This window comes from Pseudomonas sp. TMW22090 (assembly GCF_022496665.1).
Classification (GTDB): domain Bacteria; phylum Pseudomonadota; class Gammaproteobacteria; order Pseudomonadales; family Pseudomonadaceae; genus Aquipseudomonas; species Aquipseudomonas gregormendelii.
Map to the genome: position 1 here is coordinate 195,577 of NZ_SCFH01000006.1, position 16,032 is coordinate 211,608.

Here is a 16,032-nt window from a genome sequence, read left to right on the forward strand (position 1 = left end):
AACTCGGTTCAGTGACGGGCCCGTCAGCGGATGTCCTGGGCCTTCCACCAGCTGCAGAACTCGTCCAGGGCGGTCCAGAGACTGACCTTTGGATCGTAATCCAGATAATGCCGCGCGCGGCTGATGTCCAGGGTGAAATCCCGGGTCATCACCTGCATGCCCAGGCGCGACAGGGTTGGTTCAGGGCGGCCCGGCCAGAGCTTGCATACGCCTTCATTCAAGGCGGCGGCGCTGTAGGCCAGCCCATAGGAACGGTAGCGGGTGACCTGCGGGACTTCCATCCTGCGCATCACGTAATTGACCACATCCCACAGCGGAACCGGGGTCCCATTGCTGATGTTGTAGGCCTTGCCCAACGCCGAGCCCGTGGCCAGCAAGCTGCTGAGCAAGGCTTCGTTGAGGTTTTGCACGCTGGTGAAATCCACCTTGTTCAAACCGTTGCCGATGATCGACAACCGCCCCTTGCGCTGCATTTTCAGCAGGCGCGGGAAAATACTCATGTCACCGGCGCCGGTGACGAATCGCGGACGCAGGGCGATGGTCTCCAGACCAAATTCCTGGGCGCCAAATACTTTTTGCTCGGCCAGGTACTTGGTCGCGGCGTAGGGGTGCTTGAAGCGCTTGGGCACCTGCTCTTCGGTCAGACCAAGGTGATCGCGGCCGTCAAAATAGATCGAGGGCGAAGACAGGTGCACCAGGCGCCGCACCCGCTGCTTCAGGCAGGCTTCGACCACGTTCTCGGTGACCTGGACATTGCCCTGGTGGAAATCTTGATAACGGCCCCACAACCCCACGGCACCGGCGCAATGGACCACAGCGTCGACATCCACGCACAGGTCGCGGGCCAGCAGCGGGTCGCCGAGATCACCCTGGATAAACTCGGCGCCACGGCGCACCAGGTGTTCGACGCTTTCGGCCCGGCGACCATTGACCCGTACGTCCAGGCCCTGCTCCAGGGCGAAACGCGCAAAGCGCCCGCCAATGAAGCCGCTTGCGCCGGTGACCAGAATCTTCATGTAGTGCTCCGATGTGTTTCATTTTGCGTAATGCGTAAGCCTTGACGCTGCCCGTCAGTCCAACGGCACCAGCCATTGCCTGGATGAACGCACCAATTGTTCGGTCAGTAACCCCAGCAACTGCCCGCCATTGCGCCAATGATGCCAGTACAGCGGCACATCGATGGGCTTATCTGGCAACAGCTCGAGCAACACACCGCGTTCCAGCTGCTCGCGCACCTGCAGTTCAGGCACCAGGCCCCAGCCAAGTCCGGCTTCGGTCAGGCGGATAAAACCTTCGGAGGACGGGCACAAATGGTGTTCGAAACCGCCATCGACACCCAAGGAAGCCAGGTAGCGATGCTGCAGGAAATCGTCCGGCCCAAATACCAGCGCCGGGGTCTTCGCCAACTGATCAGCGCGCACCCCGTGCGGGAAATGCCGAGCAATGAACGCGGGACTGGCCAGGGCCCGATAGCGCATCGCCCCCAACAACACGCTGCGCGCGCCCGCCACCGGGCGCTCACTGGCGCAGATACACGCGGCCACTTCGCCGGCGCGCATGCGCTTGAGGCCAACCGTCTGGTCTTCAACCACCAGGTCCAGCAGCAGGTGTTGCTCGGCGCAGAAATCGCTGACGGCGGCGGCCCACCAGGTGGCCAGGCTGTCGGCATTGAGGGCGATGCGCAGACGCTCCGGCAGGCCTTCTTCGTCCAGCGCCGGCACCAGGGTCTGCAAGTCGCGCTCCAGCAGCCGCACCTGCTGCACATGGTTCAGCAGGCGCCGTCCGATCTCGGTAGGCGACGGCGGCGTGACCCGCACCAGAACCGGCTGGCCGACCCGGGCTTCGAGCAATTTGATGCGCTGGGAAATCGCCGATTGCGACAGACCCAGCACTTGTGCGGCGCGTTCGAAGCCGGCCTGCTCAACCACGGCTGCCAAGGCGGACAGTAATTTATAGTCGAACATCAGTTTTCCTAATGAGCGATCAGCAAGATTGGTTTTTCTTATACCGCTTCCACGGGGAGAATGGCCAGCAAGAACTCTTCGACAAGGATCACCCACATGGCTGGCGAAACTTCATTGGTAACCCTGCTGCGCAGCATGAGCCCGCAACTCAACGCCGGCGAATACGTCTTCTGTACCCTTCACGACAGCCAGCTGCCGGCAGGTCTCGAGTTGATCGGCAGCTTTCGCGAGCAAGAAGGGCTGACGGTGATCCTGGAGCGTCGCCACGCCGAAAAAGCCGGCCTGCACTTTGACTACGTCGCCGCCTGGATCACCCTGAACGTGCATTCGGCGCTGCAGGCCGTCGGCCTGACAGCGGCCTTCGCAACCGCACTGGGACAGGCCGGAATCAGTTGCAATGTGATCGCAGGTTACTACCACGACCATCTATTCGTCGGCCAGGCCGATGCAGAGCGCGCCATGGCCGTGTTGCGGGACCTGGCAGCTAATGCGGAGTAACCCTCAATGTGGCAAAGCTATGTCAACGGCCTGTTAGTGGCCGCAGGGCTGATCATGGCGATCGGCACCCAGAATGCGTTTGTGCTGGCCCAGAGCCTGCGGCGTGAACACCACCTGCCGGTCGCTGCATTGTGCGTGGTGTGTGATGCATTGCTGGTCGCCGCCGGAGTGTTTGGCCTGGCGACGGTATTGGCGCACAACCCGACCTTGCTCGCGGTAGCCCGTTGGGGTGGCGCAATATTCCTGCTTTGGTATGGCAGCCTGGCGCTGCGCCGGGCCTGTTCAAAACAGAGCCTGCAACAGGGCGAGGGCCAGACCGTGCGTTCGCTGCGGGCGGTCATGCTCAGCGCGTTGGCCGTGACCTTGCTCAACCCGCATGTCTACCTGGACACCGTCCTGCTGATCGGCTCGCTCGGCGCGCAGCAGACCGAACCGGGCGCTTACGTAGTGGGCGCAGCGAGCGCGTCATTGCTGTGGTTTTTCACTCTGGCACTGGGCGCCGCATGGCTGGCGCCGTGGCTGGCCCGGCCGAGTACCTGGCGGATCCTCGACCTGCTGGTGGCGGTGATGATGTTCACGGTAGCGGTGCAACTCATCACCAGCGCCTGATTTATTCCAAAAGGCTCTGGAACCTCTATTCCACACAGTTGTTGCGTGGTTATGCCGCACCCCCGGTGCTATGATCCGGTCCGATGCGCCGCAAAGAGTACAAACTCCCCGGCGCTTGTCTGGCCGCCCGTGATCGGCCTTGCGCTCACCGCAACTGACCTGATTAGGAGAATCATCATGGCTTTCGAATTGCCGCCGCTGCCTTACGCACACGATGCCCTGCAGCCGCACATTTCCAAGGAAACACTGGAATACCACCACGACAAGCACCACAACACCTACGTCGTGAACCTGAACAACCTGGTGCCAGGCACCGAGTTCGAAGGCAAGACCCTGGAAGAAATCGTCAAGTCTTCCTCGGGCGGTATCTTCAACAACGCCGCTCAGGTCTGGAACCACACTTTCTACTGGAACTGCCTGGCGCCAAACGCCGGCGGTCAACCAACCGGCGCCCTGGCTGAAGCCATCAACGCTTCGTTCGGTTCGTTCGACAAGTTCAAGGAAGAGTTCAGCAAGACGTCCATCGGCACCTTCGGTTCCGGTTGGGGCTGGCTGGTGAAAAAGGCTGACGGTTCCCTGGCCCTGGCCAGCACCATCGGCGCCGGCAACCCGCTGACCAATGGCGATACCCCGCTGCTGACCTGCGACGTCTGGGAACATGCTTACTACATTGACTACCGCAACGTTCGTCCGAAATACGTCGAAGCGTTCTGGAACCTGGTCAACTGGAAATTCGTGGCTGAGCAGTTCGAAGGCAAAACCTTCACCGCTTAAGATCGACACCCCATAAAAAACCCGGCTTCGGCCGGGTTTTTTATGGGGGCGCAAAAGACCGGCCTAACATCAACCCGAGGAAAAAATCATCCAGCCACCCTCAAGTTCCAGGGCCCGCCTGACGACACAGTGCTGATCAGCAGAAAACCTCAGGCAACTGTATTTTCGCCAGGCAGCAGGCAAAATCTCCCGCGGATGAATGTCCCTTTGACTGCCATCACGGGATTGCCAATACTCATGGCAACTTGATGCTACCCGCACGGAACAAGGAATAGCCTTTTGAAGCTGGAACTCAAGAACAGCTTGTCGGTGAAGTTGCTCCGGGTCGTGCTCCTGTCGGCATTGATCGTCGGCGTGGTCTTGAGCTGCGCGCAGATCGTCTTCGATGCCTATAAGACACGCCAGGCCGTGGCCAACGATGCCGAGCGCATCCTCGACATGTTTCGTGACCCCTCCACCCAGGCCGTCTACAGCCTGGACCGCGAGATGGGCATGCAGGTCATCGAAGGTCTTTTTCAGGACGACGCCGTGCGCCAGGCCTCCATCGGCCATCCCAACGAGGCGATGCTCGCGCAGAAATCCCGCGACCTGCAGCATTCCGAGAGCCGTTGGCTGACTGACCTGATTCTTGGCAAGGAACGCACCTTCACCACGCAACTGGTGGGACGCGGCCCGTACAGCGAATATTACGGCGACCTGAGTATCACCCTCGACACCGCCACCTATGGCCAGGGGTTTATCGTCAGCTCGGTGATCATCTTCATCTCCGGGGTCCTGCGGGCACTGGCCATGGGCCTGGTGTTGTATCTGGTGTATCACTGGCTGCTGACCAAACCACTGTCGCGGATCATCGAGCACCTGACTGAAATCAACCCGGACCGACCCAGCGAACACAAGATTCCCCAGCTCAAGGGGCACGAGAAGAACGAACTGGGTATCTGGATCAACACCGCCAACCAGTTGCTGGAGTCCATCGAGCGCAACACGCACCTGCGCCACGAAGCGGAAAACAGCCTGCTGCGCATGTCGCAGTACGATTTCCTGACCGGCCTGCCAAACCGCCAGCAGCTGCAGCATCAATTGGACAAGATCCTGGTGGACGCCGGCAAGTTGCAGCGCCGGGTGGCGGTGCTGTGCGTGGGCCTCGATGACTTCAAGGGTATCAACGAACAGTTCAGCTACCAGACCGGCGACCAACTGTTGCTGGCCCTTGCCGATCGCCTGCGGGCCCACAGCGGACGCCTTGGCGCACTGGCCCGTCTCGGCGGCGACCAGTTCGCCCTGGTCCAGGCCGACATCGAACAGCCCTATGAAGCGGCGGAACTGGCCCAGAGCATTCTCGACGATCTCGAAGCCGCGTTTGCTCTTGATCATCAGGAAATTCGCCTGCGCGCGACCATCGGCATCACCCTGTTTCCCGAGGATGGCGACAGTACTGAAAAGCTGCTGCAGAAAGCCGAGCAGACCATGACCCTGGCCAAGACCCGCTCGCGCAACCGCTACCAGTTTTACATCGCCAGTGTCGACACCGAGATGCGCCGCCGTCGCGAGTTGGAGAAAGACCTGCGCGATGCCCTGGCCCGCGACCAGTTCTATCTGGTTTACCAACCCCAGATCAGCTACCGGGAAAACCGCGTGGTGGGTGTCGAGGCGTTGATTCGCTGGCAGCATCCCGAGCACGGGCTGGTCCCGCCAGACCTGTTCATCCCGCTGGCAGAGCAGAACGGCACCATTATCGCCATCGGCGAGTGGGTACTGGATCAAGCCTGCAAGCAACTACGCGACTGGCATGACCAAGGCTTCATCGACCTGCGCATGGCGGTCAACCTGTCCACCGTGCAACTGCACCACGCCGAACTGCCAAGGGTGGTCAACAACCTGCTGCAGATGTATCGCCTGCCACCGCGCAGCCTGGAACTGGAAGTCACGGAAACCGGCCTGATGGAAGACATCAGCACCGCCGCCCAGCACCTGCTGAGCCTGCGTCGCTCCGGCGCCTTGATTGCGATCGATGACTTCGGTACCGGGTACTCGTCGCTCAGTTACCTCAAGAGCCTGCCGCTGGACAAGATCAAGATCGACAAGAGCTTCGTCCAGGACCTGCTGGACGATGACGACGATGCCACGATCGTCCGGGCGATCATCCAGCTGGGCAAAAGCCTGGGCATGCAGGTGATTGCCGAGGGCGTGGAAACGGCAGAGCAGGAGGCCTACATCATCTCCGAGGGTTGCCACGAGGGGCAGGGCTATTTCTACAGCAAGCCATTGCCGGCGCGAGAGTTGAGCGCCTACCTCAAGCAGGCGCAGCGCAGCAATGCTGTGATCCTGTAGGTGGGTGAACAAGAAATATTTACAGCCACAACCCTTTACAGATAATGCGAAAGATTTGCATTATGTCGCAGTTTTGCGCGCTTGCTGCGCCATTCCACCCCCTTCTCGAAGCAGGATGTTCGCCATGATTCGTATGCCTCTGGCTACCGCCAGTCTGTTGGCCATCGCTATTTCCCTCGCCGGTTGTGGCGAAGGCAAAGACAAAGCTGCCGCTCCAGCGCCGACTCCAGCCGCCACTACCACAGCCCCGGCCGCTGCGCCGGCGCCTGCTGCTGCCGGCAAGGTCGACGAAGCCGCCGCCAAAGCCGTTGTCGCGCATTACGCCGACATCGTCTTCGCCGTCTACAGCGATGCCGAATCCACCGCGAAAACCCTGCAGAGTGCTGTCGACGCCTTCCTCGCCAAGCCGAACGCCGACACCCTGAAAGCGGCCAAAGCTGCCTGGGTTGCTGCTCGCGTACCTTACCTGCAGAGCGAAGTATTCCGCTTCGGCAACACCATCATCGACGACTGGGAAGGTCAGGTGAACGCCTGGCCACTCGACGAAGGCCTGATCGACTATGTCGACAAGTCCTACGAGCACGCACTGGGCAACCCGGGCGCGACGGCCAACATCATTGCCAACACTGAAGTTCAGGTCGGCGAAGACAAGATCGACGTCAAGGACATCACCCCGGAAAAACTCGCCAGCCTCAATGAGTTGGGCGGTTCCGAGGCCAACGTCGCCACTGGCTACCACGCCATCGAATTCCTGTTGTGGGGCCAGGACCTGAACGGCACCGGCCCTGGCGCTGGCAACCGTCCGGCTTCCGACTACCTCGAAGGCACTGGCGCCACCGGTGGTCACAACGATCGTCGTCGCGCCTACCTCAAGTCCGTGACCCAACTGCTGGTCAGCGACCTGGAAGAAATGGTCGGCAACTGGAAGCCGAACGTGGCCGACAACTACCGCGCGACGCTGGAAGCCGAGCCTGGTGAAACCGGCCTGCGCAAAATGCTGTTCGGCATGGGTTCCCTGTCCCTGGGCGAACTGGCGGGCGAGCGCATGAAGGTTTCCCTGGAAGCCAACTCCCCTGAAGACGAGCACGATTGCTTCAGCGATAACACCCACAACTCGCAGTTCTACGACGCCAAAGGCATCCGTAACGTATACCTGGGCGAATACACCCGCGTCGACGGTACCAAGATGACCGGCGCGAGCCTGTCGTCCCTGGTGGCCAAGGCTGATCCGGCTGCCGACAGCGCGTTGAAAGCTGACCTGGAAGCCACTGAAGCCAAGATGCAGGTCATTGTCGACCACGCCAACAAGGGTGAGCACTACGACCAGTTGATCGCGGCCGGCAACACCGCCGGCAACCAGATCGTTCGCGACGCCATTGCTTCGCTGGTCAAGCAGACCGGTTCGATCGAAGCCGCTGCTGGCAAGCTGGGCATCAGCGACCTGAACCCGGACAACGCTGATCACGAGTTCTGATCAACGCTGGCTGGATCAAAAGGCGACCTTTAGGGTCGCCTTTTTTGTTTTCGCTTCATGTTGTGCGCCAGTCCATAAAAGATCGCAGCCTTCGGCAGCTCCTGCATTGATCGGCGTACACCCGCAGGAACTGCCGAAGGCTGCGATCTTTTCCTGCGTCACATCAACCAAACGATAATTCCTCTTATTCAATCTTCACCGCCCTGTTAGACTTTGCGCCCGTGTTTTGCTCGTTCTGCAGGATGTCTGATGCTCTCGCTGCCTCTTCGCTTATCCGCACTGTTTCTGGCCCTGTGCCTGAGTGCCTGCGATGACGCCCCGCGTTTTACCAAGGCCGAACCCGGTGAAGCCCGTTCCGGTGGCAGCGCGACTGTGCGCAAGACAGATCAGAATGCCTTTTCCCTGCCCTCCGCCAACCTTGCGCCCTCACGGCGCGTGGACTTCAGCGTCGGCAACAGCTTCTTCCGCAACCCCTGGGTGATCGCCCCTTCGACCACCACCGCACGCGACGGCTTGGGGCCTGTGTTCAACACTAACGCCTGCCAGAACTGCCACATCAAGGACGGTCGCGGCCACCCGCCCACGCCGGGTGCGGCCAATGCCGTTTCAATGTTGGTGCGCCTGTCGATCCCGGATGCGCCGGCTTATGCCAAGGTCATTGAGCAGCTCGGCGTGGTGCCGGAGCCCGTCTACGGCGGTCAATTGCAGGACATGTCAGTACCGGGCGTGGTTCCTGAAGGCAAGGTGCGAGTCGATTACACCCCAGTGCCTGTGCGTTTCAAGGACGGCACTGAAATCGAGCTGCGCAAACCCAGCTTGCAGATCAGCCAGCTCGGCTACGGCCCGATGCACCCCGACACGCGTTTCTCGGCACGGGTCGCTCCGCCGATGATCGGCTTGGGTCTGCTCGAAGCCATCCCTGAAGCCGCCATCCTGGCCAACGCCCAAGCGCAGGCCAAGGAGAACCGGGGCATCAGCGGACAGCCCAATTGGGTTTGGGACGACGTGCAGCAAAAAGCCGTTCTGGGTCGATTTGGCTGGAAAGCCGGGCAACCGAATCTGAATCAGCAGAACGTCCACGCGTTTTCCGGTGACATGGGCCTCACAACCAGCCTAAGGCCCATCGATGACTGCACCGACGCGCAAACCGCGTGCAGGCAGGCGCCCAACGGTAATGGCCCCGATGGCGAGCCGGAAGTCAGCGACAACATCCTGCGCCTGGTGCTGTTCTACAGCCGCAACCTGGCTGTCCCAGCCCGTCGCGATGTCAGCGCGCCCGAGGTGCTGGCGGGCAAGAGCCTGTTTTTCCAGGCCGGGTGCCAGTCCTGCCACACCCCCAAATACACCACCGCAGCGACGGCCGCAGAACCTGAACTGGCCAATCAGATGATCCGCCCCTACAGCGACCTGCTGCTACATGACATGGGCGAAGGCCTTGCCGACAACCGTACCGAATTCCAGGCCAGTGGCCGCCAATGGCGCACCCCGCCGTTGTGGGGCATCGGCCTCACGCAGGCGGTCAGTGGCCATACCCAGTTTTTGCATGACGGCCGCGCCCGCAGTCTGCTCGAAGCCGTGCTCTGGCATGGCGGCGAAGCCAAGGCGGCGCAGCAACAGGTGTTGTCTTTCAACGCCGAGCAGCGCGCTGCGTTGCTGGCGTTCCTGAATTCCCTTTAATAAGCGTTCACTCAGCGGGAGCCTTACATGTTCCGTCCCAAATTATTGTTCACCAGCCTTGCCGCCCTCGCCCTCGGCGCCTGCTCCCCGCAGGACCCACAGGCCGTCACGTCGGCGGCAATCGCCAAATCGGTGATCCTGCCTACGTATACCCGCTGGGTGGAAGCCGATCGCCAATTGGCTGTCAGTGCCCTCGCCTACTGCGAAGGCAAGGAAAATCTCGACACGGCACGCAAGGACTTCCTGCATGCGCAAAAGGCCTGGGCCGAGTTGCAACCGCTGCTGATCGGCCCCCTGGCCGAGGGCAATCGTGCCTGGTCCGTGCAGTTCTGGCCGGACAAGAAAAACCTGGTCGGTCGTCAGGTCGAGCAACTGGTCACCGCGCAGCCGCAGATCGACGCTGCTACCCTCGCCAAGTCGAGTGTTGTGGTGCAAGGACTGTCGGCCTACGAATACATCCTGTTCGACAGCAAGCCTGACGTTGCCAACGATGCGCAGAAAGCCAAATACTGCCCATTGCTCAAGGCGATCGGCGAACATCAGAAACTGCTGGCCGAAGACATTCTCAAAAGCTGGAACAACACCGACGGCATGCTCGCGCAGATGAGCAAGTTCCCCAACCAGCGCTACGCCGACTCCCATGAGGCCATCGCCGATCTGCTGCGAGTACAGGTGACCGCCCTCGACAGCCTGAAGAAAAAACTCGGCACGCCGATGGGCCGCCAGAGCAAGGGCGTGCCACAACCGTTCCAGGCCGATGCATGGCGCAGCCATTCCTCCCTGAGCGGCCTGGAAGCCAGCCTTGCCGCCGCCAAGACCGTTTGGGAAGGTGTCGACAACAAAGGCCTGCGCGGCCTGTTGCCGAGCGAGCAGAAACCCCTGGCCGACAAGATCGACGCCGCTTACGCTGCATCCCTGAAACTGTTCGCCAGCAATCAGCGCACGTTGGCCGAAATGCTCGGTGACGACGCCGGTCGCCAGCAACTCAACGATATCTATGACAGTCTCAACGTTGTCCATCGCCTGCACGAAGGCGAGCTGGCCAAGGCGCTGGGCATCCAACTGGGCTTCAACGCCAACGACGGTGACTGATGAGGGCGACTGCGATGCTGCGACGTCAGGCTCTGACTTTAGGTAGCTTGCTGCTGGGAGCAGTGACACTGGGCGGCTGGACGCTGTTCAAGCAAAAGGACAAGAGCCCTCTGCTGCTCTCGGCGCGGGACGACACCGATGGCAAGCACTATGCGGTCGGGTATCGTCTGGACGGCACTCAGGTGTTCGCCACGCAGGTTGGCCAGCGTTGCCATGACATCATCAATCATCCAACAGAGCCGATGGCCTTGTTCGTGGCCCGTCGCCCAGGTACCGAGAGTTACCTGATCGACCTGCGCGACGGCACTGTGCTGCAAACCGTGACCTCGCTGCCCAACCGGCACTTCTACGGCCACGCCGTGATCCACAGCAGCGGCGAATGGCTGTACGCCACCGAAAACGATACCTCCGATCCCGGTCGAGGCCTGCTCGGGGTGTACCGTTTCGAGGGCCGGCGTCTGGTCCACAGCGGCGAGATCTCCACCCACGGTATCGGTCCGCACCAAGTGTCATGGATACCCGATGGCGAGACCCTGGTGGTGGCCAACGGCGGCATTCGTACCGAGGCCGAGAGCCGGGTCGAAATGAATCTGAACGCCATGGAGCCGAGCCTGGTGCTGATGAAACGCGACGGGACCCTGCTGAGCAAGGAAACCCTCGCCCAGCAGATGAACAGTGTGCGACACCTGGGCATCGCCAACGACGGCACCATCGTCGCCGGCCAGCAATTCATGGGGCCGTCCCACGAATCCTCGGAGTTGTTGGCGATCAAGCGGCCCGGCCAGCCATTCGTGGCGTTCCCTGTGCCTGAACACCAGTTGCAGGCGATGGGTCATTACACCGCAAGCGTGGCGGTTCACAGTGACTTGCGCCTGGTGGCGCTGACTGCGCCACGGGGCAACCGCTTTTTCATCTGGGACCTGGACAGCGGCGAAGTGCGCCTGGATGCGCCGCTTCCCGATTGCGCCGGGGTCGGTGCGGTGGCTGATGGTTTTGTCGTGACCTCGGGCCAGGGCCGCTGCCGGTACTACGATTGCCGCCAGGCGGACCTGCTGGCAAAACCCCTGGAACTGCCTGCAGGGCTCTGGGATAACCATCTGCACCTGATGACGTAATAGCGCCAAAAGATCGCAGCCTTCGGCACCCCTGCACTGGAATGCGCTCAACCTGCAGGGGCTGCCGAAGGCTGCGATCTTTTCAGGCCAACGCCCGTCGAAAGCCGTCCCCCTGTAAGTTCTATCAGTTGGAATCCCCCCGCCACTCGGAGTAATGTGCCGGTCTGTATGCCCTGATTTTCTCCAAGGAAGTGGAAATATGCTGCGCCGTCGCATGCTGATCATGTTGGGTGTTGTGCTGTTGATCGTGTTGGTCCTGGCCGCCTACAAGGCCTTCTCCATCTACACGATGATCCAAGGCTTCTCTGCGCCAAAGCCGCCGACCAGCGTCGCCGTGGCCACCGCCACCGAGCAGCCCTGGCAAGCCCGCCTGCCTACCGTTGGCACCCTCAAGGCGCTGCAGGGCGTAGACCTGAGCCTGGAAATCGCCGGCACCGTCACCGAGGTGCAGTTTGAGTCTGGACAGAAGGTCAAGGCCGGCCAGCCGATTGTGCAACTCGACAGCGCCGTCGAAAGCGCACTGCTGGAAACCGCCCAGGCTGACCTCGGGCTGGCCCAGGTCGACTACAACCGCGGCAGCCAGCTGGTGGGCAGCCAGGCCATCTCCAAAGGCGAGTTCGACAGGCTCTCAGCCGTGTTCAAGAAGAACAAGGCCACGGTCAATCAGCTCAAGGCTTCACTGGCAAAGAAGCGCATTCTTGCGCCCTTCAGCGGCACCATCGGCATCCGCCAGGTGGACGTTGGCGACTATGTGGCCAGCGGCACGGTGATCGCCACGTTGCAGGATCTCACCAGCCTGTACGTCGATTTTTTCCTGCCTGAGCAATCGGTACCGAAAATCGCGGTGGGCCAGGCGGTGCAGATCGTGGTTTCCGCCTACCCGGCCCAGACGTTCCCCGGCACCATCAGCGCGATCAACCCGAAAGTCGAGAACACCACCCGTAACGTGCAAGTGCGCGCCACCCTGGCCAACCCCGAGGGCAAGCTGCTGCCAGGCATGTTCGCCAGCCTGCAGGTCCTGCTGCCGGATCCGCAGCTGCGCATCGTCGTGCCGGAGAGTGCTATCACCTATACCCTCTACGGCAACTCGCTGTACGTGGTGGCGCAGAAAAAAGCCGAAGACGGCACAGTCGAGAAAGACGACAAGGATCAGCCGATCCTCATCGCCGAACGGCGTTTCATCGAAACCGGCGAGCGCCGCGACGGGCTGGTGATGATTAACAAAGGTGTGCAAAAGGGTGAAAAAGTGGTCACCGCCGGCCAGATCAAACTGGACAACGGCGCACCCATCGCAATCAGCGACGACAAGACTTTAGCCGAGCAGAACAGCCCGCCGCGCGCGGACTGATCAAGGAATCCCCATGGCTTTTACCGACCCGTTCATCCGCCGCCCGGTGCTCGCCACCGTGGTCAGCCTGTTGATTGTGCTGCTGGGCTTCCAGGCCTGGAGCAAACTGCCCCTGCGCCAGTACCCGCAGATGGAAAACGCACTGATCACGGTGACCACCGCCTACCCCGGGGCGAACGCCGAAACTATCCAGGGCTACATCACCCAGCCGATGCAACAAAGCCTGGCCAGCGCCGAAGGCATTGACTACATGACCTCGGTCAGTCGCCAGAACTTCTCGGTCATCTCGATTTATGCGCGCATCGGCGCCAACAGCGACCGCCTGTTCACCGAACTGCTGGCCAAGGCCAACGAGGTCAAGAACCAGCTGCCCCAGGACGCTGAAGACCCGGTGCTGAGCAAGGAGGCCGCCGACGCTTCGGCCTTGATGTACATCAGCTTCTTCAGCACGGAACTGAACAACCCGCAGATCACCGACTACCTGTCGCGGGTGATCCAGCCGAAGCTGGCCACCCTGCCCGGCATGGCCGAAGCCGAGATTCTCGGCAACCAGGTGTTCGCCATGCGCCTGTGGCTGGACCCGGTGAAGCTGGCCGGCTTTGGCCTGACCGCCAGCGACGTGACCAACGCGGTTCGGCAATACAACTTTCTCTCCGCCGCCGGTGAAGTGAAAGGCGAGTATGTAGTCACCAGCATCAACGCCAACACCGAGCTCAAGTCTGCTGAAGCCTTCGCCGCGATTCCGTTGAAGATCGACGGCGACAGCCGCGTGCTGCTCAGCGATGTCGCCCGGGTGGAGATGGGCGCGGAGAACTACGACACCATCAGTTCCTTCGGGGGCACCCCGTCGGTGTACATCGGCATCAAGGCCACGCCGGGCGCCAACCCGCTGGACGTGATCAAGGAAGTACGCAAGATCATGCCGGACCTGGAGGCTCAACTGCCGCCGAACCTCAAGGGTGAGATCGCCTATGATGCGACCTTGTTCATCCAGGCCTCGATTGACGAGGTGGTCAAGACGCTTTTCGAAGCCGTACTCATCGTCATCGTCGTCGTATTCCTGTTCCTGGGTGCGCTGCGCTCGGTGGTGATCCCGGTGGTGACCATCCCGCTGTCGATGATTGGCGTAATGTTCTTCATGCAGATGATGGGTTACTCGATCAACCTGCTGACCCTGCTGGCCATGGTCCTGGCGATCGGCCTGGTGGTGGACGATGCCATCGTGGTGGTGGAAAACATCCACCGTCATATCGAGGAAGGCAAGACGCCCATGGATGCCGCCCTTGAGGGCGCCAGGGAAATCGCCATGCCGGTGGTTTCCATGACCATCACCCTGGCGGCGGTCTATGCGCCCATCGGCTTCCTCACCGGACTGACCGGGGCGTTGTTCAAGGAGTTTGCCCTCACACTGGCCGGCGCGGTGGTTATCTCGGGTATCGTCGCGCTGACCCTATCGCCGATGATGTGCGCTTTTTTGCTGCGTCACGATGAAAATCCCAGTGGATTTGCCCGTCGCCTGGACCGGGCTTTCGAAACCATCAAGCGCCGTTATCAGAAAATGTTGCACGGCACCCTGAACACCCGGCCTGTGGTGCTGGTGTTCGCGGTCATCGTGTTGTGCCTGATTCCGGTATTGCTCAAGTTCACCAAGTCCGAGCTGGCCCCCGACGAAGACCAGGGCATTATCTTCATGCTGGCCAACGCGCCGCAGCCGACCAACCTCAATTACCTCAACGCCTACACCGACGAGTTCATCCAGATCTTCAAGGAGTTCCCGGAATACTACTCCTCGTTCCAGATCAATGGTTTCAGCGGCGTGCAATCGGGGATTGGCGGTTTCCTGCTAAAGCCATGGAATGAGCGCAGCCGCACCCAGATGGAAATCCTGCCGGAGGTCCAGGCCAGGCTGGGGAATATTTCCGGCTTGCAGGTGTTCGGCTTCAACCTGCCCTCCCTGCCGGGTACGGGCGAGGGCCTGCCCTTCCAGTTCGTGATCAACTCTGCCGACGACTATGAGTCACTGCTGCAAGTCATGGACAGGGTGAAGAAGCGAGCCATGGAGTCAGGCAAGTTTGCTTTCGTCGACGTCGACCTGGCGTTCGACAAACCTGAAGTGGTGGTGGATATCGATCGGGCAAAAGCGGCGCAGATGGGCGTGTCGATGCAGGACCTGGGTGGCACGCTGGCGACCATGCTCGGCGAAGCGGAGATCAACCGCTTCACCATCGAAGGCCGCAGCTACAAGGTGATCGCCCAGGTCGAGCGTCCCTTCCGCGACAACCCCGACTGGCTGAACAACTACTACGTCAGGAACACCAAGGGTGAGCTCCTGGCCCTGTCGACCCTGATCACCATCACTGACCGCGCGCGTCCGCGGCAACTCAACCAGTTCCAGCAACTCAACTCGGCGATCCTGTCCGGGGTGCCATTGGTGAGCATGGGTGAAGCCCTCGACACCGTGCGCCAGATCGCCCTGGAAGAAGCGCCGGCAGGGTTCTCCGTGGATTACGCCGGCGCCTCAAGGCAATTCATCCAGGAAGGCAGCGCGCTGTGGGTAACCTTTGCCCTGGCCCTGGCGATTATCTTCCTGGTGCTGGCCGCCCAGTTCGAGAGTTTCCGCGATCCGCTGGTGATTCTGGTGACGGTGCCGCTGTCGATTTGCGGGGCGTTGATCCCGCTGTTCCTGGGCTGGTCGAGCATGAACATCTATACCCAGGTGGGGTTGGTGACGCTCATCGGGCTGATCAGCAAGCACGGGATCCTGATCGTCGAATTTGCCAACCAGCTGCGCAAGGAAAAGGGCCTGTCGCCTCGCGAAGCGGTGGAAGAAGCGGCGGCGATTCGCTTGCGACCGGTGCTGATGACCACGGCGGCGATGGTGTTCGGCATGGTGCCGCTGATCATTGCCACGGGCGCGGGCGCGGTGAGCCGGTTCGATATCGGTACGGTGATTGCCACAGGGATGTCGATCGGGACGTTGTTTACGCTGTTTGTGTTGCCATGCGTGTACACATTGCTGGCCAAACCCGACAAACCCTAAAGTCAAAAGATCGTCCGATCGCGGCCAAAGCCTCCGGCAGGTTTACGCGGTCCCCATGTAGGAGCTGCCAAAGGCTGCGATCTTTTGAACGTGCTTACAAAACAAAAGGC

Annotated in this window: 13 protein-coding genes; 10 read left to right on the forward strand and 3 right to left on the reverse strand. The window is 61.0% G+C overall.

Going from position 1 to position 16,032, the window contains the following annotated elements; all coding sequences use genetic code 11:
- Window positions 1-23: 23 nt before the first annotated feature.
- Complete coding sequence (locus EQV97_RS18245) at window positions 24-1,016, reverse strand: NAD-dependent epimerase/dehydratase family protein (RefSeq protein ID WP_240889420.1); 993 nt, start codon at window positions 1,014-1,016, stop codon at window positions 24-26.
- Between the two features lie 54 nt (window positions 1,017-1,070).
- Entirely contained in the window at window positions 1,071-1,964 is an 894-nt protein-coding gene (locus tag EQV97_RS18250) for a LysR family transcriptional regulator ArgP (protein ID WP_240889422.1), read from the reverse strand.
- A gap of 96 nt (window positions 1,965-2,060) precedes the next feature.
- Here EQV97_RS18250 and EQV97_RS18255 point away from each other — a divergent pair, with 96 nt between their 5' ends.
- The 5 genes from EQV97_RS18255 (at window position 2,061) to EQV97_RS18275 (ending at window position 7,650) form a co-directional block, all read left to right on the forward strand.
- The gene (locus tag EQV97_RS18255; protein ID WP_122840097.1) at window positions 2,061-2,462 is read left to right on the forward strand and encodes an ACT domain-containing protein; all 402 of its coding nucleotides are present in this window, start codon (window positions 2,061-2,063) and stop codon (window positions 2,460-2,462) included.
- Between the two features lie 6 nt (window positions 2,463-2,468).
- Window positions 2,469-3,071, forward strand: a complete 603-nt coding sequence (locus tag EQV97_RS18260) for a LysE/ArgO family amino acid transporter (protein WP_122840096.1) — start codon at window positions 2,469-2,471, stop codon at window positions 3,069-3,071.
- Window positions 3,072-3,248: 177 nt separating this feature from the next.
- Complete coding sequence (locus EQV97_RS18265; RefSeq protein ID WP_008034365.1) at window positions 3,249-3,845, forward strand: Fe-Mn family superoxide dismutase; 597 nt, start codon at window positions 3,249-3,251, stop codon at window positions 3,843-3,845.
- 279 nt (window positions 3,846-4,124) lie between these two features.
- Window positions 4,125-6,176, forward strand: coding sequence for a bifunctional diguanylate cyclase/phosphodiesterase (locus EQV97_RS18270; RefSeq protein ID WP_122840095.1), 2,052 nt, complete (start codon window positions 4,125-4,127; stop codon window positions 6,174-6,176).
- A gap of 124 nt (window positions 6,177-6,300) precedes the next feature.
- Complete coding sequence (locus EQV97_RS18275; protein ID WP_122840094.1) at window positions 6,301-7,650, forward strand: imelysin family protein; 1,350 nt, start codon at window positions 6,301-6,303, stop codon at window positions 7,648-7,650.
- 15 nt (window positions 7,651-7,665) lie between these two features.
- Here EQV97_RS18275 and EQV97_RS18280 read toward each other — a convergent pair whose 3' ends face one another.
- Window positions 7,666-7,821 carry a hypothetical protein gene (locus tag EQV97_RS18280; protein ID WP_240889424.1) on the reverse strand — a complete coding sequence of 52 codons (156 nt, stop codon included), beginning with the start codon at window positions 7,819-7,821 and terminating at the stop codon, window positions 7,666-7,668.
- A gap of 78 nt (window positions 7,822-7,899) precedes the next feature.
- On the opposite strand from EQV97_RS18280, the gene EQV97_RS18285 reads away from it, so the two are divergent.
- The 5 genes from EQV97_RS18285 to EQV97_RS18305 all read left to right on the forward strand — a co-directional run bounded on the left by EQV97_RS18285 (window position 7,900) and on the right by EQV97_RS18305 (window position 15,922).
- Window positions 7,900-9,327, forward strand: coding sequence for a di-heme oxidoredictase family protein (locus EQV97_RS18285; protein ID WP_240889425.1), 1,428 nt, complete (start codon window positions 7,900-7,902; stop codon window positions 9,325-9,327).
- Window positions 9,328-9,354: 27 nt separating this feature from the next.
- Window positions 9,355-10,419: an imelysin family protein gene (locus EQV97_RS18290; RefSeq protein ID WP_045057977.1), complete on the forward strand. Its 1,065-nt coding sequence runs from the start codon at window positions 9,355-9,357 to the stop codon at window positions 10,417-10,419.
- A 14-nt stretch (window positions 10,420-10,433) separates the two neighbouring features.
- Complete coding sequence (locus EQV97_RS18295; RefSeq protein ID WP_240889427.1) at window positions 10,434-11,534, forward strand: DUF1513 domain-containing protein; 1,101 nt, start codon at window positions 10,434-10,436, stop codon at window positions 11,532-11,534.
- Between the two features lie 199 nt (window positions 11,535-11,733).
- Window positions 11,734-12,882, forward strand: coding sequence for an efflux RND transporter periplasmic adaptor subunit (locus EQV97_RS18300; protein ID WP_122840090.1), 1,149 nt, complete (start codon window positions 11,734-11,736; stop codon window positions 12,880-12,882).
- A gap of 13 nt (window positions 12,883-12,895) precedes the next feature.
- Window positions 12,896-15,922, forward strand: coding sequence for a multidrug efflux RND transporter permease subunit (locus EQV97_RS18305; protein ID WP_240889430.1), 3,027 nt, complete (start codon window positions 12,896-12,898; stop codon window positions 15,920-15,922).
- Window positions 15,923-16,032: the final 110 nt, after the last annotated feature.

Bases quoted from the DNA above. Each gene is read 5' to 3' on its own strand.
- EQV97_RS18275 (WP_122840094.1), top strand. From the start codon at position 6,301: ATGATTCGTATGCCTCTGGCTACCGCCAGTCTGTTGGCCATCGCTATT.
- EQV97_RS18250 (WP_240889422.1), bottom strand. From the start codon at position 1,964: ATGTTCGACTATAAATTACTGTCCGCCTTGGCAGCCGTGGTTGAGCAG.
- EQV97_RS18305 (WP_240889430.1), top strand. From the start codon at position 12,896: ATGGCTTTTACCGACCCGTTCATCCGCCGCCCGGTGCTCGCCACCGTG.
- EQV97_RS18255 (WP_122840097.1), top strand. From the start codon at position 2,061: ATGGCTGGCGAAACTTCATTGGTAACCCTGCTGCGCAGCATGAGCCCG.
- EQV97_RS18285 (WP_240889425.1), top strand. From the start codon at position 7,900: ATGCTCTCGCTGCCTCTTCGCTTATCCGCACTGTTTCTGGCCCTGTGC.
- EQV97_RS18245 (WP_240889420.1), bottom strand. From the start codon at position 1,016: ATGAAGATTCTGGTCACCGGCGCAAGCGGCTTCATTGGCGGGCGCTTT.
- EQV97_RS18290 (WP_045057977.1), top strand. From the start codon at position 9,355: ATGTTCCGTCCCAAATTATTGTTCACCAGCCTTGCCGCCCTCGCCCTC.
- EQV97_RS18300 (WP_122840090.1), top strand. From the start codon at position 11,734: ATGCTGCGCCGTCGCATGCTGATCATGTTGGGTGTTGTGCTGTTGATC.
- EQV97_RS18260 (WP_122840096.1), top strand. From the start codon at position 2,469: ATGTGGCAAAGCTATGTCAACGGCCTGTTAGTGGCCGCAGGGCTGATC.
- EQV97_RS18295 (WP_240889427.1), top strand. From the start codon at position 10,434: ATGCTGCGACGTCAGGCTCTGACTTTAGGTAGCTTGCTGCTGGGAGCA.
- EQV97_RS18265 (WP_008034365.1), top strand. From the start codon at position 3,249: ATGGCTTTCGAATTGCCGCCGCTGCCTTACGCACACGATGCCCTGCAG.